Genomic DNA, 19,897 nt, shown 5'->3' on the forward strand with positions numbered 1-19,897 from the left:
AGCGGTCTCCTTATGGAATTGCCGGAACTTACTTCAATCCGGCAATTCCTTCATCAATACAGGTCAGCACGCGGTCGATTTGTTCATATGAAATAATGGCCGGCGGTTCAAGCCGAATGACAGTGGCATTGTTAATCGTGCCGCCTACCAATATTTTCTTGGCAAACAAATATTTCGCCAGCTCATAACCAAGCTGATTCGTGGCGAACTCCATGCCGATCAACAGTCCCCGGCCCCGCACTTCAACAAGCATATCGGAATGCCTGCTCTGTATTTCCTGCAACTTTTTCAACATGTAGTCGCCTTTCTCTTTGGCCATCTCCGGAATGCCCTCGCTAAGTATCGTATGAATCCCGGCGATAGCCCCGGCGCAGCAAAGCGGATTCCCGCCAAAGGTGGATGAGCCCAGCAAGAATGGGTTTTCTTCCATTGGAGCCCACCATTTCTTTTTGGCTACCATAGCAGCGATCGGCATGACACCTCCGCCAAAAGCTTTGCCTAACGTCATGATGTCGGGCACAACGTTCCAATGATCGACGCCGAACATGGTGCCGGTGCGTCCCATGCCGGTTTGCACTTCGTCGGCAATCAGCAGACATTCATACCGGTCGCAAATTTCCCGCAGCCGAGGCAAATAATCGTCCGGCGGAATGTTGACTCCGCCTTCGCCCTGAATCGGTTCGATCATGACCCCAGCCACGGTTTCTCCCGTTGCAATCAACATGCGAATCGCCTGTTCCACCGCATCGGCATTCCCATACGGAACATGCTGGAAGCCGGGGACGAGCGGCAAATAGGGCTCGCGGAATTTCGCTTTGCCGGAGGCGGACAATGATCCAAGCGTTTTCCCATGGAAGCCGTTTTCCGTTGAAATAAACCATTTTTTTCCTGTTGCGAGGCGAGCCAGCTTGATCGCCATTTCATTCGCTTCTGTCCCGCAGTTAACGAGATAGGAATGCTGCAAATCGCCAGGCGTTATATAAGCGACAAGCTTCGAGAGATAGCCGCGCAGCGGATCTACCATTTCCTGGCTATGCAGGGCATAACGCTTTAATTGCGCTTCTACCGCCTTAACGACTTTAGGATGCCGGTGCCCCAGCAAATAAACGCCGTAGCCTCCGAGACAATCGATATATTCTTCTCCCATCGTATCTCTGAAGACAGCTGCCTCATCTTCCCATTCAACGACAGAGAAGTCCGTCGATACCGATTTGCGGTGCGTCAGAATCGCTTTCGTTACATGGTTGGCGAAATTGTCGACGGAATCGGAAACGATCTGTTTTTTTTGCTCGGCAGTGAGCTGTTCGCTCTCAATAAACCCTAGTATTTCCTCAGCTAGCGATATGGCTTCCGCATTCGTTTTACGTTGCATATTTCCATCACCTTTTCCACTAAAGTTTCTTTTGGTCATGCTACTCTTGATAAACGACTTTGCCATCGATGATGGTCATCACGACCTTCGTTTCCCGGATCATTTCCGGGGAAATATCTAGGAGGTTGCGGTCCAGGACGATAAGATCGGCCAATTTGCCCGCTTCGAGCGTGCCTAATTCCTGTTCCTTGAAAACGCCGTAAGCCGGACCGGACGTATATGCCTTCAGAGCTTCCGCCACAGTAATCCGTTCCTTCGGATTCCATCCTCCCTCCGGCTGTCCGTCGTTGTGGAGTCTGGTTACCGCGCGGTAGATTTCGAGCATCGGGTTGAGATCAACTACCGGATAATCGCTGCCGAAGCCTACGCGTGCGCCGCTCTCCAGAAGTATCTTTATAGCCCATGTATAAGGCTCTCGTTCCACGCCAAGCCGCACAGGATAAGGATTGTCCTCGAACGCTTGAGTTAACGCCATATGCTCAGGCTGCATGGAAGCGATCACACCCAATTCGGCGAAACGGCCGATGTCGTCAGGGTGAATCACTTCGATATGTTCAATCGTATGGCGCGCGTCGCGAATGCCGTTGCGTTTACGCGCTTCTTCATAACAGTCCAAGCCCAGGCGGACCGCGCCGTCTCCGCAAGCATGCAGGCGGACCTGGAACCCTTCCTTATCGGCTTCAACGACCCATTCCTTAGCTTGGTCCGGAGAAATCAGCGTATCTCCTTTTGTTTCCGGTCTGTCCGAATATGGGTCTATAAGCAGAGCCGTATAAATAGCGGGAACGCCATCCAGAAACTGCTTGAGCCCGGAGTATCTCAATTTGCCTGATGCGTACGTCTCCCTCAAATAACGCGCTCGCTCCAGATCGCCATTTAATGTCGTCAGAAAATGAACGCGGGTCGTCAATTTCCCTTCTTTTTCCATTTCAGCATACATATCCAGATCCCCGATTTCCGAACCCGGAACCGGGAAAAAGTCGCTGATGGACGTTATGCCCCATTTGACCGTTTGTTCAAAAAAGCTTTTGTACAGTCTGACCTTCCGAGATTGCGGCAGATTGAAAGCTTCTTGCGCAAGGGCCAGAGCTGTCTCAAATAAAATGCCTGTTGGCTCGCCATGTTCATCCCTTACGATCTCTCCATGAGGTGGATCCGGCGTATCGGCAGTAATATTCAGAAATTCCAACGCCTTGCTGTTCAACCAGGCACCGTGCCCTTCCGCGTTTTGCAAATAGACCGGCCTGTCGGGAATGAACCGATCCAAGGTGCGGCGGTGCGGAAGCGTCTTATTTTCCCAGAACGTATGGTACCAGCTAAAACCAAGGACCCATGGATCTTCAGGCCTTGAGTCCGCAAACGCTTCCACCATTTCGGCGGCTTCTTCCTCCGAAGCTGCATGATACAGATTCACGCAGTCGTGATAAAGGCTGCCGGGCAGCACATGCAGATGAAAGTCGTGAAATCCGGGCATGATCAACCGATCTCCGAAGTGATGAACCTGCGTGTTCGGACCGATCAGTTGCTCAAGCTCCGTGAGATCGCCGACTGCCGCAATCCGGTTGCCCGCGATCGCGATGGCCGCCGGACCCGCCGAATCTCTCGTACCGGTATAAACGGAATTGCTGGAAATTATCAGATCTGCCGGACCCGCGTTATGAACTGACATTTTCGCCTCTCTCCTCTCAAACGAGTGTTACATCGCTACGGTCTTTGAATCGGCAGCGGATTCCGTGCTCTCAAAATGGATCTCCGGCGGACGCTTGCCAAACATCTTGGTCAAATAGAGGAGATAAACAAAGCCGCAAGCAGCCCAAACGATTCCAAGAATCATGGCGTGTTTATCCAGGTTGGTCCATAGCCAAATGTTGAACAAGGCGCCGATAACCGGGAATATCAGGTAGCACACAGTTTCCTTCGCAGAACGCCTGCGCTGTTTGATGTAGTAGCAGAAGATGACGGATAAATTGACGAAAGTAAATGCGACCAACGCTCCAAAATTAATAAACGAGGCGGCAGTTACCAGGTCCAGGAAAAGAGCGGACAAGGAGAAGAGTCCAATCAAAATGACATTATAGACAGGCGTCTTGTATTTGGGGTGGATATAGCCGAATATTTTTTGAGGAAGAACTCCGTCTCTCCCCATAGCGAATAAAAGACGGGAAACACTCGCATGGGACGATAAGCCGGATGCTACGCCGGTTGTAATTAATCCGGCAAGAAAAACGGAGCTGAACAGCGTCCCGCCGATTCGCTCTGCAATTTCTAATGAGGCGGAATCAGGGTTAGCAAAAGAGTTGTAATCGGGAAATACCATATGGCTGACATAGGAAACGAAAATGCAGAGCAAGCCGCCGATTAAGGCGGTAAGTACTACCGCTTTAGGAATTGTCTTCTTGGCGTCGAGCGTCTCTTCTGACAGCATCGTAACGGAATCGAAGCCAAGGAACGATAGACAAAGAATAGCCGCACCCGCTAAAACATAGGAAAACGAGACTTCGGGATTATAGAAGGGAAGCGATGAAAAAAAGGTACCGGTCCCCATGCCTCCGGCTATACCTTTGATGGAGAAAATAACAAACAGTACTAAAACCAAAACCTGAAATGCAATTAAAATCACATTTAAGCTCGTAGTCACTTTAATGCCCAGAATATTGACCAGCGTCAGGATAAAAACCCATGCAACGATCCAAACCCACATTGGAATTGCCGGAAACGCAGCCGAAAGATAGATCGCATTCAGCAAAATATTAATCATCGGGAGGAATAAATAGTCCATCAGGATCGCCCAGCCGACCAGAAATCCCACGTGGGGGCTAATCGATTTTTGCGTATAGGTGTAGGCCGAACCCGCAACCGGATAAGCTCTGACCATCGGTCCATAACTAAACGCGGTAAAGAGCATCGCAACGAGCGCAATGATGTAGGCGGCCGGCAGCATGCCGTGCGATGTTAGAGCGGCTACTCCGTATGTGCCGAAGACGGTCATCGGCGCCATATAAGCCAGGCCGAAAATGACGACGGGAAACAAAGTTAGCGTACGTCTGAGAGAGAATTGGTTTTCCATGGGCTTACCTCCCTAATGATTGAAAAAGATCAGCGTTCTCTCTGGCCCCTACCCTTGGCAAGCCATAACTATCCGTTTTTTTCTATTTACAGCCTCTGCTAACACCTCATTTCATGGCGCATCTCAAAGAAAGCGTTGTCATGATTTACTATAGATTTAACCCCCACGAAAAAACACGTCCATGATGAACGAAAAACGATCTTCATTTTCTGTCATGATGAATGAGAAAAACATCTATCGAGTGTCTCTCTGATCCAATACACGCCTCGACTTCATCTCGAAACGGGGCAGCAGGCCGGAAGCCACATGTTCAACCTCGATGCGCAGGCCGATTCTTTCTCGCAGGCGGGCTTTCAAGTCATCGGCTATATGTTCCGCCGCCTCGATCTGGACGCTCACTTGATTCATTTCGCTAACTGTGGAGTAAATAATGCGGAATTCGCTAATCTGCGGAAATTCGCGGACAATCGCCTCTATGGATTGCGGGAAAATATTGATGCCCCTTACGATGACCATATCATCCGCCCGTCCGATAATCCCTCCCGGGAAGAATGCGTATGAATTTCCGCAAGCGCAAGGAATACTAGCCTTGGTTACCATATCGCCGGTCCGGTAACGAATTAATGGATAGCCATATCGGCCAAGATTGGTCAGCACCAATTCTCCGCTCTCGCCTTCCCGAACAGGCAGCAGGCTGACCGGATCGATTACCTCCGCTATGAACTGGGCTTCATTCACATGAATCCCATTTCGCTGCGAGCAGGAATATCCATACGCGCCCATTTCGGTCATGCCCACGTGATCATATAGCTTCGCATTCCACAAGCCTTCTATGCGATTCCGTACAGAAGGGATCGATCCGCCTGGCTCTCCGGCCGTAATGATGATTTTTACGCGTGAGCCTTTGATATCCAATCCATTTTGCTCTGCGGCTTCCGCAAGATGAAGCGCATAGCTTGGCGTGCACAGCAGCACGGTCACCCCATTTTCAATGATGCTGTGCAGCCTTTCTGCCGACGATTGCCCGCCGCCAGGCAGAACCAAAGCGCCGGCTTTCTTGGCTGATTCATAAGCGGCCCAAAAACCGACGAACGGTCCGAAGGAGAAGGCAAGAAACAGCCTGTCACTGCTCGACACTCCTGCGGATTGCAAAACTTCGAGCCAGCATGCCTGCCACCAATCCCAGCTTTCCTTAGTATCGAGCACTTTTAAGGGTCTGCCAGAAGTGCCCGATGTTTGATGATATCGGATATAGCTGGATTCCGGATAAGAATGGTTGCGTCCAAACGGACCATATTGGATCTGGTCTTCGGCGAGCTCTTTTTTGGAGGTCAGCGGGATGCTTTGCAGGTCGTTTAATGAGCGGACTGGCAAAGAGAGACCGCTTAATTTATTTTGGTAAAACGCATTGCGGTGCATGACAAATGCCAGAAGCTGGTTTAGCTTTTGAAATTGATAGGTTTCAAGGTCGACTTCGTCTTCATGAACGCGATACATTGCTGCCCCTTTACTCATGGATCTTCCTCCATTCAAGGCAATAAAGGAACGAATTCATCCTTTATTTCTTGGCTTCCGTTGTTTTCTTCCAAATTCTCTTCTCTTTGCAGGTTAAACTTCTCCATAACGGGAAGATCGCTGCAGGAGAACAAGTAGGCATCCGTACCGGTTGTATTGACATGTTCATGCCAAGCCCAGTTAGGCACCACCAGGAAATCGCCTTGAGACCAGCTGAATTTGACGCCGTTAATAACCGAATAGCCCGATCCTTTGAATACATGATAGATGGTTGCATGCGTATGCCGATGGGCACGGCCCTTGAAATCGGCCGGAAGCTTTTGCATCCAGGAGGCAATATTAGGGTGCGACGTCAATCCCGTTGACGGATTTATATACTCCACGGCGTAGCCGTCGTAAGCATCAGGCTCGAATTCACTTAATCCGTCCAAAGTTCGCTGGGTCAGGCTCCATTTATAGCTGCCAAGCGGCGCTGCTTTGGGCTTGCGGTCCGATATCGGCCTAACCATCCCTCCAGCATAACGGCGTGACGTATAATTATCCGGGACAGACGGGGATTCGATTTTATCCGGGTATGGTTCGAAAAAAGTGCCGCCGATACTGTAAATCAACGGGATATCCAGGCAATCCATCCAGAGCATCGGCTTGGTGCCGGCGTGGGAATGCCCGTGCCATAACCCTTGCGGAGTCGTCAGGAAGTCGCCTTCCTCCATGAAAATCCGCTCGCCCTGGACGATGGAATACGCCCCTTCGCCTTCGGTAATAAAGCGGAGCGCAGACTGGGTGTGACGGTGAGAAGGCGCCGTTTCCCCCGGCAGAATGAGCTGCACGGCGGCATACAGCGTCTGGGTGGTCGAAGCCCAGCCCCACGGCTGACGGTTCGCGAGCCCAGGATTCTGGAGATAAATCGCCCGTCTTTCTCCGCCGCGGTCCGGCGTGAAGATGTCCTTGGCCTCCATAAGCTTGGCGTAGAGTGTATCCCACTTCCATAAATAGGGGACCGCTTGTGGGTGCGGTTCCCGGTTCATCAGCTCAGGAATGGCGTGCCATAATGGCCCTAAATGAAATCGTTCAATGTTTGTATTGAAATCCAGAACCTGCTGACTTTGAAAGAAATTGTTCTTTTCCATCCGGCTTCCCCCTTTTAAATCTGGCGGTTGACTTGCTCGTATTGCTGGAGATTTCGTTTTAACTGATTCAGGTGCGTTTGCAGATGCTCGATCAAAAGATGCGAAACAATGAACGACATCGGTTTGGTGCCAAAACGCGGGTTTCGGCTCGGAGCTTCGATATCCAGATCCTCGTCGCGGATCGAACTCAGTACGCTCTTGGCAATCTGATTATTGTGTAAAATTCCTTGCCTTATTTCGTCCAATTCGCGATGCTGCGCAGAGGCTACCGCCGCCAGCCTTCCTTCGTGCTGCAGGCCGCGCCCCCATTCCATGCCGGGGGATTCCACGACGCGCTCCAGCTCCTTTAACCAATAAGGGACGGCCTCGTCTAAATGGCAAAGAATTTCCATTATGGACCACGCCTCTTCGGACGGCTTCCAGCGCAAAACCGCTTCCGATGATCCTTCCGTTTCACGAATCAACTGGTCCGTCAACCGCTCCATTTCTTGAATGGCCGTTTGTCGCCTGTTCATCGCGATTCCCCCTGTCCAATCCTTTTGACCTGATTGGTCAGCACACCGATCAGATCGATCTCGATGCTCACCACATCCTCATCCCGTAAAAACACTTGCGGCTCTCTGGCCACGCCGACTCCCCCGGGCGTCCCGGTCAGCACAATATCGCCGGGCTCAAGGGTCATGATGGCGGAAAGGAATTCCACCAAATAAGGGACGGTGAAAACGAGATTGTTCGTATTGGACCGCTGCCGCTCTTCGCCGTTGACCGTCAGTACGACTTCCAGACCGGCAGGATTTGCTATTTCGTCCGCGGTTACGAGACAAGGCCCCATCGGAGCGCTCCCCTCCACGGTTTTTCCTTGCAGCCATTCAATCGTTCTGCGCTGGAGGTCGCGGTAGGTAACATCATTCGCGATCGTATACCCGGCAACATACGACAGGGCGTTATACTGCGAGACGTTTCTGGCTCGTTTGCCGATTACAAAAGCGAACTCCGCCTCGTAATCCAGCTGGTCCGAGATGGGATAGAACGGAATGTCGTCCTGAGGGCCGATGATCGTATTCGCAAACTTGGCGAAAACGACCGGATATGGCGGCAGCTCCCGGCCCATCTCCAGAATATGCTCCCGGTAATTGTGCCCGACGCAAATTATTTTGGCCGGATTCCGAACGGGAGCTTCCAGGCGCACATCGGCGATCGGCAGCTTCACTTTACGCGTAAAGCCGATTTCGCTAAGAAGTGCAAAATCGACAGCTTCCTTGGCCATCGCCATGCTTTGTTCGCCGCCTTGCAGGAATTCAACCATATTGGCAGGCACATAAGCCTCAGCAATAAGCGCTGCCCGGAGCTGCCCCCGCGCCTTCAGCATTTCTTCGCATGCATAATTCAAATCGATGATCTGATTCCCGGCGATTGCGCCGATTCTTTGATTTCCATCATAGCTAAAACTGACTAAACGCATTTGCAGCTCTCTCCTTTATCGAACGTAAAACCCTTGATCGTACAAGCCAATCGGCCAATAGCCGGATTCAAAAATTGCAATCAAGGGAAGGAAAGGATTTTCTCCCCATTCCCCCGTTTCCGCAAACATGGCCCAGCCCACAGCAAGCGCGCTGATATACAGTGCCGATCCTACAGCGTATTTAAGCGTCATTTCTCCGCATGCTTCAAAAGCCTGATATGCGCCGTCATAGGCTGCATGAAATACTTTGACCATTAAATCGCCTAACATGGAAAACAACTCATCCCGCCTCCCTGCCGTCTCTGCAGCCTGGATAATTAGCTCCGGGATCGGAAACAATGGCTCCCAAAGCGGGCTTTCCGCCAAATTCAGCCCGCCAATGACGGCGGGAAGCTCCTGCAAGGAGAGCCAGCGAATCGTGAAATCTGATACTCCAAATCCGTATCCAAAGGAGCTAAGGAGATGCTGAACAAAAGGCTGGCCTTGCTGCTCTTGCGCCGAAAACCACTTTATATTTTGGATTCTCAAAGCCAGGGATGCGACTTGCTGACCTTGCGGGAATCCGGCATTCGCGTTGATGGACTTCAATAGATCTGCCATGCTACCATCTCCCAAGGTGAAATTTGAAACCTATTAATATTTGGTGCTCATCTTCACATGGTTCGTTCTCGGCCCGTAAGGCCCCTCGTCCAGCCATCTGCCAAGACCGGGCACAATGGAAGAAAGCGATGCCGCAAGCTCGCGCTTCGTATTCATATAGTGGGAACTGCCTTGAATATGCTCAAGCGCTATGCCTGCGCAATCCCGGTTATATTCCGCCGCAAATTGCCGCTCACTCGCTGCGGCCAGAATCACCTGTTCAGCTTTGGCGCGATCGTCTGCCTCTAGGGCTGCGGCAATCGCTCTTGCGGACAGCAGTGCGTCGGGTACGCCCGAATTTAATCCGCGCGCGCCGAAAGGAGCGAACAGATGGGCCGCTTCGCCGACCAGCAGCACCCGCCGGTTTACATCCGTATAGGAATCGGCAACCGCCTGGTAAAATTGGTACGTGGATACCCACGTAATCCGTTCGGCGTATTTCGGATCCATCACTTTAGGCAGCCACTTGCGCACGCCGTCTACGCCACCAAAACGCTCCGGGTTATCGCCTTCCAGCAGCTGCAAATCGATTCGCCAGCCGCCGGTAAAAGGCACATACAGCACATTGCGTCCGCCCATCTCGGGATGCTTGTAGTGGAAAGTTCGCTCAAGCGGCAGCGGATTGTCCGGGTCTTCCTTCACATCGACCACCAGAAACGAATCGCTGGAACGCGGTCCCACCAGCTTGATGCCCAGCTCCTGCCTAACGACAGAGCGGGAGCCGTCAGCGCCGATGATATACGGGGCGGTCCATTCGGCCCCTGAATCCGTCGTTAATGTGACGCCGCCTTCGGCCGTTTTCACTTGTTTCACAGGGGTATTCCAGATGAATTCCACACCTGCATCGAGACAGGCTTGATACAGATGCCTTTCAATTTCCACCTGCGCAAGACTCGTGAAGGCCGGGAGCTCGTTTGGCGGAGGCGCGGGATAAGCTTTCCTGTATACTTCTTTACCTTGAAACAGCGTGCGTTTTACCGGCCAGGTGAGGCCGTGTTTGGCGAGCGTGAAGCCAAGCCCCGGCTTGATCAGCTCCATCAATTTGAGCGTAGCGTTATGAATATAGATGGCACGGCTCCCTGGACGGATACGTTCTTGAGGCTCCGCCTCCATAATGGCCGCCGGAACTCCGAGGCTGTGCAGGGCGAGTGCCGCAATCATGCCTACGGGCCCTGCGCCGATCACGAGAACGGGCCGTTGATTTTGCGTTTGCGAACTCATAAGGTGTCCTCCTCAGCAAATAACTCGTTTAAAATTCGTTCTTTTAACTGGACCTTCTGGATTTTACCGCTCGGTGTCATGGGCAGTTTATCGGTAAAAATAATCTTGTCGGGAACTTTATAATTCGCCAGTTTTCCTTTTAAGTACATTTTGATATCATCCTCAAAAAGAACCGCGTCTTTCAGTTTAATGACTGCGCACGTTTTCTCGCCCATAACCGGATCCGGCACGCCAATAACGGCAGCTTCCAAAATGTCGGGGTGCCGGTAAAGCAGCTCCTCGATCTCTCTGGGGTAAACGTTATAACCACCGCGAATGATCATCTCTTTCTTTCTGCCGACAACCTTCAAGAAACCGCTTTCATCAATGGTGCCAAGATCGCCCGAATAGTACCACCCATCCTCATCTAAAGCCCCATCCTGATCATCCCTATTGAAATATCCGATCATCACGCCCGGACTTTTGCAAGCGATCTCGCCGACTTCACCGGCTGGCAATTCGTCCCGGCGCATGCCGACAATCTTGATCTCGGCTCCCTCAACCGCCCTGCCGACCGTCTCCGATTTACAACTCTCATCGTCATCAAAGCCGGTGATCGTCAATGCGGCCGACGTTTCCGTTGCGCCATAGGAGACGCAAATATCGCAGCCCATGCGCGACCGGATTTGCCTGATCGTCTCAGCCGGGCAAGGGGCGGCGGCGATGATGCCCGTCCGCAGCGAGGTAAGGTCGAAGGTATCGAAGTCAGGATCGTTCATCTCCAAAATAAACATGGTCGGAACTGCGTGATGAACGGTAACCTTCTCCTGCTCAATGAGCGCCAGGGCCGTATTCGCGTAATATCTTTCCATTAGCACCATGCGGCCACGGCATACGATTGAACAAATCAGGCAAGAGACGAGACCAAAGACGTGGAATAACGGCACAGGCACCAGGAATACGTCGTTCGGCGTGCAAGCTAAACCATCGGATGTAATCGTGCTCGTATAACAAATATTTTGGTGGCTGAGCACGACGCCTTTCGGAAATCCCGTACTCCCCGATGTATACAAAATCGCCAAGGGATCGCTCCAATCCGGCAGTTGAACATCCTTAAGACGGAGGTTTTTCGATTCTCGAAGCAGCGCTTCATAATACCGGTAAGCTCCGTGGACATGGCGCACCGTGATCATCGTTCTGGCAGCAATCGCTGCAGAATCAAGAAAATCACAAAAATCCTTGCTGACGAAAATAACTTTGGGGTCCGCATTGCCGACAATGAACTCAACTTCTTGCAGACGGTATCGGGGGTTGAACGGGACGATAATGGCTCCGATGCGCGCTGCTGCAAAGTAAATGATGACGCATTCGTGCCAGTTCGGCAAGCTTACGCCGACCCTGTCCCCTTTTCGGATCCCTTGCGCAAATAAGACAGCGGCCAGCTGCTCCGACTCCCGCTCAAGCTCTCCGTAGGTCATTCTTCGTAAACCGTCGTACAGCACTTCTTGATCCGGACTTTCCGTGCAAGCCCTCTGTAAAAGCTGCGGGATCGTTAAGGCATACTTCCCTTCGCCCATGTCCTCTCCTCCTAAAAGTTTTGCGGAGCAAAACTGACTTCGTAAGCATCCGCTTAAAGTCGCTCCCAGATGGCTGCGATGCCTTGCCCCCCGCCGATACATACCGAAGTTGCACCATACTTTTTCTTTCTTCGCCCAAGCTCATAAAGCAGCGCAAGAACGATGCGCGTACCTGACGCGCCTAAAGGATGGCCGAGCGCAACCGCGCCTCCATTCACATTGCCGATAGTCGGATCGAAGCCAAGCTCCATCTGACAGGCCAAATACTGCGTCGAAAACGCTTCGTTGATCTCGATTAAATCGAGATCGGCTATCGTCATGCCGGCTTTTTGCAAAGCCTGCCGGATCGCAGAGATCGGTCCGATTCCCATGTACTTCGGATCTACGCCGGTTGCGCTCCAGGATACCAGACGCGCGATCGGCTTTAAGCCCCTTGCGGCGGCATATTCGGCCGAAGCAACGATCACAGCCGCTCCTCCGTCGTTGATGCCGCTTGCGTTCCCCGCCGTAATCACGCCGCCCTGCTTAAAAGCAGGCTTCAGCTTGGCGAGCGCTTCCCTGCTCGTATCCGCCCGCGGATGCTCATCCCGGTCGACAAGACGCGTTGATTTCTTCTCTGCTACCGGAACCGGCACGATTTCCTCTTGAAGCACGCCGGATTCCATCGCCTTTACGGCTTTTCGATGGCTGTTGTACGCATGCTCATCGGCTTCTTCTCTCGAAATCCCGTAGCGCGACGCCACATTCTCGCCTGTGCCTGACATCGTGCAATCGCCGTAAGAATCGTACAGCGACTCCCACAAATAATCCTGCATAGGCGCAGCGCCCAGGGCAAGACCTGTCCGGGCTCCCCGAACGACATGCGGAATTTGGCTCATATTTTCAGCGCCGCCGGCCAGCACCGCCCGGCTATCGCCCGTCAGAATCAATCTGGCCGCCGAAGTGATCGCCTCGAGGCCGGAGCCGCACAGCCGGTTGACCGTAAGCGCCGGAACGTGAACCGGCACGCCTGCCTTCAAACTGACATGGCGGGCGAAAAAGACGGCATCCGGGCTTGATTGAATGACGTTGCCGAAGACGACGTGATCCACCTCTCCCGACTCCACTTTGCTTTTCGCCATAGCCTCTTTAGCGGCGATTACAGCTAAATCGATGGCTGAAATGTCCCGGAAAGAACCGCAAAAACGGGTAAACGGCGTTCTTGCTCCCTCGATCAATACAATGTCCGTTCCCTTCACTTTTATCAACTCCTAGCGGCCCACGTAATTCGGCTTGCGCTTCTCGAAGAAAGCCGTCATGCCTTCCTGGCGGTCTTGCGTCGTAAATGTGTTGCCGAAGCACACCGATTCAATCGTTATGGCATCATTCAAGTCCGTGTCGGCTCCCGTTTGCACCGCCGTCTTCATCATGCGAAGCGCGACAGCGGGCTTATCCGCCAATTTGGCAGCCCACTCATGGGCTGCGTCAAGCAGCGCGTCATGCGGCACAACTTTATGGACCAACCCGCAATCCAAGGCTTCCTGCGCCGAAATCATATCGCCGAAATAAAGCAGCTCTTTCGCCTTCGCCTGGCCGATGAGCCTTTGCAGCCGTTGGGTGCCGCCGCCGCCGGGAATAATGCCCAAATTAATTTCAGGCAAGGCGATTTTGGCGTGCTCGGAGCTGATCCGGAAATCGCAGCAAAGCGCCAGTTCGCAGCCTCCGCCCAAGGCAAGACCGTTGATCGCCGCAATGATCGGCTTTCCGATATTGGCCGCTTTGTCGAAAGCCCGGCGTGAAATCTGATTCCATTTGCTCATACCGGCCGCGTCCAAATCTTTCATCTCCGACATATCGGCGCCGGCCGCAAAGGCACGCTCCCCGCTGCCTGTCACAATCACCGCTTGAATCCGGTCGTCCTGCTCGATATCGCTTAAGACTTGATACAGCTCGATAAACAACTGCTTATTCAAAGCGTTCATCGGCGGCCGGTTCAATTGGATCACAGCCGTTTTTCCAATAACGGAGCAGTCTAACGTCTCAACATTCATCGCTTTTTCTCCTTATACTCAAATAGTCTTATTGGTTGTAGTCATACCAGCCTGCCCCCGTCTTTTTGCCAAGACGGCCGGCGCGAATCAATCTTCTTAACGAGACGGGAGCCGCAAACCGGTCGTCCTTCAATTCCTCGTAAAAATAATCCATCACATGCAGCCCGATATCCACGCCGGCGAAATCCTGAAGCGCAAACGGCCCCATCGGATAATTGAGCCCGAGCGTAACGGCTTTATCGATATCTTCAGCTGTGGCGACGCCTTCTTCCAACAGCCGGATCGCCTCGATAAATTGCGGAATCATAATCCGGTTGACGATAAAGCCCGGAGAATCCTTTTTCACTTCAATCGGCTCTTTTCCCATTTCCCTGGCCAAATTCATCAGCAGCTCGATCGTCGCATCGCTCGATTTAAAGCCTCTGACGACCTCAATCAGCTTCATAATGGGCGCCGGATTGAAAAAATGTATGCCTGCTACGCGTTCCGGGCGTTTGGTCGCTTCAGCCAGGGAAGTAATCGAAAGTGACGATGTGTTCGTGGCCAGAATCGCTTCCGGCTTCAGCACTTCATCCAGTCGGCGAAACACATCCTTCTTGATTTCCAAATCCTCAACAATCGCTTCAATGACAACGTCCGCATCCGATAACCGCTGCAAATCGCTTGCGGCTTCAATTCGCGACAGCGCCGCATCCCGCTCGGCTTCGGGCAGCTTTCCTTTTTCCGTTAATTTGTTTAAAGCGGAGCCGATTCTGCCGAGTCCTTTCTTGACCAATTCGTCATTCAAATCGAATAGGACGACGCGAAAACCTCTCTGTGCGGCAAGCTGGGCAATCCCGCTCCCCATGGTGCCTGCTCCGACAACGCCTATAATGGTTACTGTCATGAATGCATCTTCCTTTCAAATTTGGCGATGAGATGATGAAGTCAGAATATGACGAATTTCTTCAGGCAGCAGCTGTGCCTTTAACACCCCGTCCGACATGGAGACCCATGCCCGAATCTCATACCCCTCCGCAATCAATTCATCCTCGCGGTAGAACATATGCTTGATTTTCAAGACCTTGTTCTTCACTTCTTCGATGACGGATACGAGCTTAATGTAGTCGCTAAAATGGAGCGGCCGCCGGAACTGGCAGTACGCTTCGACAAGCGGGATCCCTTTTTTCTCGGACAGGAGCTTGCTTGTGGCAAAATCGATCGATTCAAACATCTCGTGCGTGGCCTGATCCATCCATTTGTAGAAATTCGGATAATACACAATACCGGCGGCATCCGTATCCGCGAACCGGACTTTAAACTCCCAAACTGTACTGTACATGGCTGTTCCCCCTACTTGTCTTTCATTTTACTTGCAGCACCTCCAAGCGAACATGTTCGCCGTGTACGAAAAGAAATCCGCTCATTTGTCCACCGTGCAGGATAACCCGGGCCTGCTTTAGTCCAATTGAAGGTCCGCGCTGAAAAGATCGTGCAATTTATAAGCGAGCATGAGATTAAAGCGCTGTTCGGCGTCATCAATGTCGCTTGTCAACAGACCCCTTATTTTCTCCAGTCGGTATTTCAATGAACTGCGGTGGATATAGAGGATTTCGGCTGCATCTTTGATGTTGCCGTTCGTTTGCAAATAAACCCTGAGCGTATTGAACAAGTCCCTGTTCTTCCCGTTTCCAACCCGCAGCAAGGGTTCAATATACGTTTTAATAAATAAAGGCACGGCGAGCGGATCGTCCAAATGATACAGAACGGAATAACAACCGAGCTGCTGAAAGCTGAGATACCCTTTGCTCGGAAAATGGGCGCATAGGATGGTCAATGTTTTTTGCGCTTGTTTGTAGCACAGCACGTAGTCTTCGATGTGATTCGCTTCTTGACTGATGCCGGCGTAGATGGCGGCGCGGTGAAACTCACCCAAAATGAGCTTCCGGACGCGTTCATAAAAGCTTTTCCAGAAATCGCCTTTTGCTCTCTCCTGCGGCACAATCGCGATCACATACTCGTCCTTGCGTGTCAGTACGATCCCAGGCTCCGTGCGGGATACATAGTCCCGAATCCGCTCCCGGATCCAGTTCCTTCTGGCATTCGCTTCGAACAAGTCCGACTTCTGCTCGTCCTTCTCGAATTCGATCATAAAGATGCCGATCGTATGCGGCTCATCGATGTTCCAGTTGAGCAAGTTCGCATTTTCCCTGATCTCGCTTTGATCCTGGATATGATGCGTCAACAGCCGATGGATAAAGCCGTCCTTAACCTGTTCGCGTATATCAAGAACAGCTTTCTGTTTAATAAATTGAACCGCATAAACATTCAGCGCATGGTTAAGCGTCATTTTCAGCACAATATCCAGCTTGCTTCTGGGCATGATGAGCCCCAAATATCCGAGAACCTCGCCGGCGCCGACGACCTTCCAGATGCCCGCTTCAAATTGCTCCTCCCTCGCAATCCAATGCTCCAATTGCCTGCTGGATTTGAATCTTTTCTTTTGCTCATCGACGCTATGCATGAGGAACCCCAGGCAAGCATCGTCTTTTTGCAAGATGGCGCTGGAAGCGATATGAAAAAAGCGGTCGAACAACAGGACGGAGCAGCTCATCATTTGGGACAGAAACGCCGTAATTTTCCCGAAACCGTCATCCTCGAGCGTATGCTTGACCATTTCCTGCTGATGCTGCATGAACTTCTCCAGCCTGTTTTTTTGGTCTTTTTCGCTGCTGTACAACCTGTTGTTCTCAATGAGCGACGAAACGTGGGAAGCTATAAATTGCAGCAATTCCAAATCGTCGGATGAAAAAAGCGAACCTTCCCCGCTCAAGACATGCAGGACACCTATCGTTTTCAAATTAATGGTTAAAGGCATCGTTATTTCTTGTCCGCCGATCAGTTCCAGATAAGGAAAAATGGTGGTGAGATCGTACAGCTTAAGATCGATTTGCTCAGGGAGGGAAAAGCCCCCATAGGACGGAACGTGAAGGACCAGACAATCGGCGCGCTCATCGTACAAATAGACGGCGGCCGCTTTGGCGCCTGTCCCTTTACCGGCCCGCTCCACGATACTTTCAATGATTTGCTCCAAGGAAGAACCGTCCAGATAAACATTTTCTTTTAACCATTCAAGACCTTGGATGCGCTTGATTTCTTGTTCTTTCTGCTGGGCCAGGGCGAATGCGGTCGCGATGTCTTTGCCGTACTCTTCAAAAAGCGTATCCGCCTCAAGCAGCAAGGGGACAAAATGCCTGAATCCGATCACACACAATCCCAGGCTGATCTCCGCCTCGGTCCGGATCGGGATCGTAAACCAGGTCTGAAACCGTTCCTCATCGAGGCATGATAATAACCTCCACTCCTCCTTCCCGTCGATAACGTCGAATGATGTGAACGATTCTTGGAAAATGCGTGGGGTACACGCCCCGGCAACCATCGGAAAGCAAGCTTCAAATCGGGCGGCATTGCCCATCTTTGCTTTCATCTGAAGCTGCATGCGTTCCACGGTTATGATAGCCATGTAGTCGCATGCCAATTTGGAGTGAACGGAATCGATCAAATAGTGCAGTGTTTTATCCAGCGTGTCGAACTGAATCATCTGTCGCGCCGTCTTGCGCAGATGGATATCCAGCTTGCTCATGAGAATTTTTTGCTTCCTCTGGTTGGTCATCGTGTTCCCGGCCCCCTATACTGAAAAGAACCACCGTCTACTTATCTAGCAAGTAAAAGGTGGCTCTGCTTATTCGAACATATTCAAGTAATGAATGTCGACAGCTCCCGTTGAAGGCTCTCGACCATCGTTTGCAATTGTTTGGCCGTTACGGACAATTCTTCCGTCTGGGCAAGCTGCCGCTCAACTACCGCTCCTACGCTCCGCGTACTGGAAGAAGTCGACTCCGCCGACCGGGTTACCTGACTCAGCGTGGATGTAACGGTAGCGAAGCCGGCCAGCACTTCCTTGGTGAAGCTGAAGACATCCGCAATTTGTTCAACGACAACATGAACGTCGCGATCGATGGTTTCAAATTTGCACTGCGCTCCGGAAACGATCTGATTGCCGGTCTCGACATTTACCGTTACATCCTGCATGGCTTTAACGGAAAGGCGGGCCCGATCTTGAATCGATTCGATCATTTCCGTAATGCGCTCGGCAAACTTTTGGGACTGGGCAGCAAGCTTGCGCACTTCCGATGCGACTACAGCAAATCCTTTGCCTGATTCGCCCGCTCTGGCCGCTTCAATCGAAGCGTTAAGCGCCAAGAGATTGGTCTGGGTGGCAATGTCGGTAATCGCTTGAATCATGTCTTGAATTTGAAACGATGTATTCACCAGCGTTTGTATGGATGTAGATGAAGAATGTACGGATTCCCGGATCCGGCTCATTTGATCGCTAACTAACTCCAGCGCCTGCTTCCCGTCAAGTGAATTTGCAGAAGCACTCCTGGAAGAAACGCTGACCTGTTCAGTATTTGCGTAGATCAATTGCAGCCCCCTCGTCATCGAGTCCATCGCCTGGGCGCTCTGCGTGACATGATTTAATTCCGCTTCAGCGTCTTGGGCGACCAGCTCCATTTCATCCGCAATCGTATGTGTAGCGGCTGCAGTCTCGTGGGCATGAAGGCTGAGGGCATTCGAAGTCGAAGCCAGCTGATTCGCCACACCGGCAACATTCGTATGGATTTGATCCAACAGCTTTTTGAGGTTATGTCGCGTTTGTTCGTAGGTTCTCGCGAGCAATCCCAGCTCATCTCCGCGCTTACGGAGCCCGCTTGAAACTTGACGAGTGAGGTCTCCTCTTGACAGCATATCCATCAGAGAGGCCAGCTTGCGAATCGGACGCGTAATCCGCAGCTGCAGCATGAGCATCAACAGAACGGCGATGACAAGAACAACGATGAGAAACACAATCCCCATTTGCCGAAATTTGACCGCGACCGCATTGCTGGAAGTGAGCGGATATTGCAGTGAGATCACTCCGACCGGTTTTCCGCTTAAATCGCTGAGCGCGGATATCACAAGCGCTTCTTTATTTTTATCGCCTGCTGCCGTGTAGGAATGAAAGGAAGCATCTTGCATTGCTTGGCCGAGATAGCCAAGAAGCAGCGACTGCGGACTGCTCTTCATTGTGGTCAAAAATTGCCGGTTACTTGATAGCAGAGCAACATTGACATTGAACTTCTGCGAAAGATCCTGCAATTCGGGAATCCCGATGAAATGGCCCAGTATCAGAATACCGCCACAAGGATTATTGCGGTCATTATCCGTAATCTTGACGGCATTGATGACGGCGATCCCTTTGGAGGTTTGCATCAAACCGGTCAGCTCCATGTTCATCTGAAGCTGTTTCAGCAAATCGGCGTCCTGTAAGCTTGTCTTAAACTCTTCCAAGTCTCCCGCCTGAGTCAGAATGCTTCCATTAAACGCGAGCGTAACGGCGAAATGGATGTCCGGATTGTTCATGACCGCTGAGTTAATGTTCTGATCGATCCAGCCGATGTCGCGCTTCAGAAATGCACGATTGTAATCCGTCCAATGCGCATTATTGTCTGCTACCCCCGAAAGAAGCTCTGCACGGTCGGACAGCACTGCGCGCGATGTATGAATCACGGACAGCGCATGGTTCTCGTCGATCTTCCCTAACTGGGCGAGAACGCTGTGATAAAGCCAGTATCCGGCGCCTAACAAAGGAAAAACGAGCAGTACAAGGATAACGATAATGACTTGTTTGTTCGTGCTCATTTGACTTCCAGCCGTTCGGTTGGCGTCTCCTCCGTACCGCCGTTGCCGTTTGTCGCTTGCTTGAACTCCCGGAACATTTTGCCGAATCCTCGCCCCAATTCCGGCAGCTTATTGGGGCCGAATAAGAGCAAAGCAACGCCTGCGATCAAAATAATATGCCATGGCGATAATGCACCCATGCGAA

The 19,897-nt window shown here is 51.7% G+C and carries 18 protein-coding genes; all 18 read right to left on the reverse strand.

Going from position 1 to position 19,897, the window contains the following annotated elements; all coding sequences use genetic code 11:
- Positions 1 to 28: 28 nt before the first annotated feature.
- The 18 genes from ACFQZT_RS05390 to ACFQZT_RS05470 all read right to left on the reverse strand — a co-directional run bounded on the left by ACFQZT_RS05390 (position 29) and on the right by ACFQZT_RS05470 (position 19,892).
- Positions 29 to 1,372 carry a putrescine aminotransferase gene (locus ACFQZT_RS05390; RefSeq protein ID WP_379297292.1) on the reverse strand — a complete coding sequence of 448 codons (1,344 nt, stop codon included), beginning with the start codon at positions 1,370 to 1,372 and terminating at the stop codon, positions 29 to 31.
- A 40-nt stretch (positions 1,373 to 1,412) separates the two neighbouring features.
- Positions 1,413 to 3,041, reverse strand: a complete 1,629-nt coding sequence (locus ACFQZT_RS05395) for an amidohydrolase (protein WP_379297294.1) — start codon at positions 3,039 to 3,041, stop codon at positions 1,413 to 1,415.
- 27 nt (positions 3,042 to 3,068) lie between these two features.
- Entirely contained in the window at positions 3,069 to 4,439 is a 1,371-nt protein-coding gene (locus ACFQZT_RS05400) for an APC family permease (protein WP_379297296.1), read from the reverse strand.
- A 234-nt stretch (positions 4,440 to 4,673) separates the two neighbouring features.
- Positions 4,674 to 5,954, reverse strand: a complete 1,281-nt coding sequence (locus ACFQZT_RS05405) for a phenylacetate--CoA ligase family protein (RefSeq protein ID WP_379297298.1) — start codon at positions 5,952 to 5,954, stop codon at positions 4,674 to 4,676.
- A gap of 14 nt (positions 5,955 to 5,968) precedes the next feature.
- Positions 5,969 to 7,084: a cupin domain-containing protein gene (locus ACFQZT_RS05410; protein WP_379297300.1), complete on the reverse strand. Its 1,116-nt coding sequence runs from the start codon at positions 7,082 to 7,084 to the stop codon at positions 5,969 to 5,971.
- A gap of 14 nt (positions 7,085 to 7,098) precedes the next feature.
- On the reverse strand, positions 7,099 to 7,599 hold the full coding sequence (locus tag ACFQZT_RS05415) for a DinB family protein (protein WP_379297302.1): 501 nt from the start codon (positions 7,597 to 7,599) through the stop codon (positions 7,099 to 7,101).
- The gene (locus ACFQZT_RS05420; RefSeq protein WP_379297304.1) at positions 7,596 to 8,546 is read right to left on the reverse strand and encodes a fumarylacetoacetate hydrolase family protein; all 951 of its coding nucleotides are present in this window, start codon (positions 8,544 to 8,546) and stop codon (positions 7,596 to 7,598) included. Before ACFQZT_RS05420 ends, ACFQZT_RS05415 begins: the two co-directional genes overlap by 4 nt.
- A gap of 15 nt (positions 8,547 to 8,561) precedes the next feature.
- Complete coding sequence (locus ACFQZT_RS05425) at positions 8,562 to 9,146, reverse strand: hypothetical protein (protein ID WP_379297306.1); 585 nt, start codon at positions 9,144 to 9,146, stop codon at positions 8,562 to 8,564.
- Positions 9,147 to 9,179: 33 nt separating this feature from the next.
- Positions 9,180 to 10,406: an FAD-dependent monooxygenase gene (locus ACFQZT_RS05430; RefSeq protein ID WP_379297308.1), complete on the reverse strand. Its 1,227-nt coding sequence runs from the start codon at positions 10,404 to 10,406 to the stop codon at positions 9,180 to 9,182.
- Positions 10,403 to 11,962, reverse strand: coding sequence for a class I adenylate-forming enzyme family protein (locus ACFQZT_RS05435; RefSeq protein ID WP_379297310.1), 1,560 nt, complete (start codon positions 11,960 to 11,962; stop codon positions 10,403 to 10,405). Before ACFQZT_RS05435 ends, ACFQZT_RS05430 begins: the two co-directional genes overlap by 4 nt.
- 53 nt (positions 11,963 to 12,015) lie before the next feature.
- Positions 12,016 to 13,200, reverse strand: a complete 1,185-nt coding sequence (locus tag ACFQZT_RS05440; protein ID WP_379297312.1) for an acetyl-CoA C-acetyltransferase — start codon at positions 13,198 to 13,200, stop codon at positions 12,016 to 12,018.
- Between the two features lie 12 nt (positions 13,201 to 13,212).
- The gene (locus ACFQZT_RS05445) at positions 13,213 to 13,992 is read right to left on the reverse strand and encodes an enoyl-CoA hydratase/isomerase family protein (protein WP_379297314.1); all 780 of its coding nucleotides are present in this window, start codon (positions 13,990 to 13,992) and stop codon (positions 13,213 to 13,215) included.
- 28 nt (positions 13,993 to 14,020) lie between these two features.
- Positions 14,021 to 14,827, reverse strand: coding sequence for a 3-hydroxyacyl-CoA dehydrogenase family protein (locus tag ACFQZT_RS05450; protein ID WP_460871732.1), 807 nt, complete (start codon positions 14,825 to 14,827; stop codon positions 14,021 to 14,023).
- On the reverse strand, positions 14,772 to 14,897 hold the full coding sequence (locus ACFQZT_RS34000; protein WP_460871618.1) for a putative zinc ribbon protein: 126 nt from the start codon (positions 14,895 to 14,897) through the stop codon (positions 14,772 to 14,774). The genes ACFQZT_RS05450 and ACFQZT_RS34000 overlap by 56 nt, the downstream gene beginning before the upstream one ends.
- Positions 14,894 to 15,313 carry an acyl-CoA thioesterase gene (locus ACFQZT_RS05455; protein WP_379297318.1) on the reverse strand — a complete coding sequence of 140 codons (420 nt, stop codon included), beginning with the start codon at positions 15,311 to 15,313 and terminating at the stop codon, positions 14,894 to 14,896. The genes ACFQZT_RS34000 and ACFQZT_RS05455 overlap by 4 nt, the downstream gene beginning before the upstream one ends.
- A 117-nt stretch (positions 15,314 to 15,430) precedes the next feature.
- The gene (locus ACFQZT_RS05460; RefSeq protein ID WP_379297320.1) at positions 15,431 to 17,644 is read right to left on the reverse strand and encodes a helix-turn-helix domain-containing protein; all 2,214 of its coding nucleotides are present in this window, start codon (positions 17,642 to 17,644) and stop codon (positions 15,431 to 15,433) included.
- 83 nt (positions 17,645 to 17,727) lie between these two features.
- On the reverse strand, positions 17,728 to 19,713 hold the full coding sequence (locus ACFQZT_RS05465; protein ID WP_379297322.1) for a methyl-accepting chemotaxis protein: 1,986 nt from the start codon (positions 19,711 to 19,713) through the stop codon (positions 17,728 to 17,730).
- Positions 19,710 to 19,892 carry a Sec-independent protein translocase subunit TatA/TatB gene (locus ACFQZT_RS05470; protein WP_379297324.1) on the reverse strand — a complete coding sequence of 61 codons (183 nt, stop codon included), beginning with the start codon at positions 19,890 to 19,892 and terminating at the stop codon, positions 19,710 to 19,712. The genes ACFQZT_RS05465 and ACFQZT_RS05470 overlap by 4 nt, the downstream gene beginning before the upstream one ends.
- Between the last annotated feature and the right edge of the window lie 5 nt (positions 19,893 to 19,897).

This window comes from Paenibacillus sp. GCM10027628, from assembly GCF_042676385.1.
Lineage (GTDB): Bacteria > Bacillota > Bacilli > Paenibacillales > NBRC-103111 > Paenibacillus_E.

Bases quoted from the DNA above. Each gene is read 5' to 3' on its own strand.
- ACFQZT_RS05390 (WP_379297292.1), bottom strand. From the start codon at position 1,372: ATGCAACGTAAAACGAATGCGGAAGCCATATCGCTAGCTGAGGAAATA.
- ACFQZT_RS05395 (WP_379297294.1), bottom strand. From the start codon at position 3,041: ATGTCAGTTCATAACGCGGGTCCGGCAGATCTGATAATTTCCAGCAAT.
- ACFQZT_RS05400 (WP_379297296.1), bottom strand. From the start codon at position 4,439: ATGGAAAACCAATTCTCTCTCAGACGTACGCTAACTTTGTTTCCCGTC.
- ACFQZT_RS05405 (WP_379297298.1), bottom strand. From the start codon at position 5,954: ATGAGTAAAGGGGCAGCAATGTATCGCGTTCATGAAGACGAAGTCGAC.
- ACFQZT_RS05410 (WP_379297300.1), bottom strand. From the start codon at position 7,084: ATGGAAAAGAACAATTTCTTTCAAAGTCAGCAGGTTCTGGATTTCAAT.
- ACFQZT_RS05415 (WP_379297302.1), bottom strand. From the start codon at position 7,599: ATGAACAGGCGACAAACGGCCATTCAAGAAATGGAGCGGTTGACGGAC.
- ACFQZT_RS05420 (WP_379297304.1), bottom strand. From the start codon at position 8,546: ATGCGTTTAGTCAGTTTTAGCTATGATGGAAATCAAAGAATCGGCGCA.
- ACFQZT_RS05425 (WP_379297306.1), bottom strand. From the start codon at position 9,146: ATGGCAGATCTATTGAAGTCCATCAACGCGAATGCCGGATTCCCGCAA.
- ACFQZT_RS05430 (WP_379297308.1), bottom strand. From the start codon at position 10,406: ATGAGTTCGCAAACGCAAAATCAACGGCCCGTTCTCGTGATCGGCGCA.
- ACFQZT_RS05435 (WP_379297310.1), bottom strand. From the start codon at position 11,962: ATGGGCGAAGGGAAGTATGCCTTAACGATCCCGCAGCTTTTACAGAGG.
- ACFQZT_RS05445 (WP_379297314.1), bottom strand. From the start codon at position 13,992: ATGAATGTTGAGACGTTAGACTGCTCCGTTATTGGAAAAACGGCTGTG.
- ACFQZT_RS05455 (WP_379297318.1), bottom strand. From the start codon at position 15,313: ATGTACAGTACAGTTTGGGAGTTTAAAGTCCGGTTCGCGGATACGGAT.
- ACFQZT_RS05460 (WP_379297320.1), bottom strand. From the start codon at position 17,644: ATGACCAACCAGAGGAAGCAAAAAATTCTCATGAGCAAGCTGGATATC.
- ACFQZT_RS05465 (WP_379297322.1), bottom strand. From the start codon at position 19,713: ATGAGCACGAACAAACAAGTCATTATCGTTATCCTTGTACTGCTCGTT.
- ACFQZT_RS05470 (WP_379297324.1), bottom strand. From the start codon at position 19,892: ATGGGTGCATTATCGCCATGGCATATTATTTTGATCGCAGGCGTTGCT.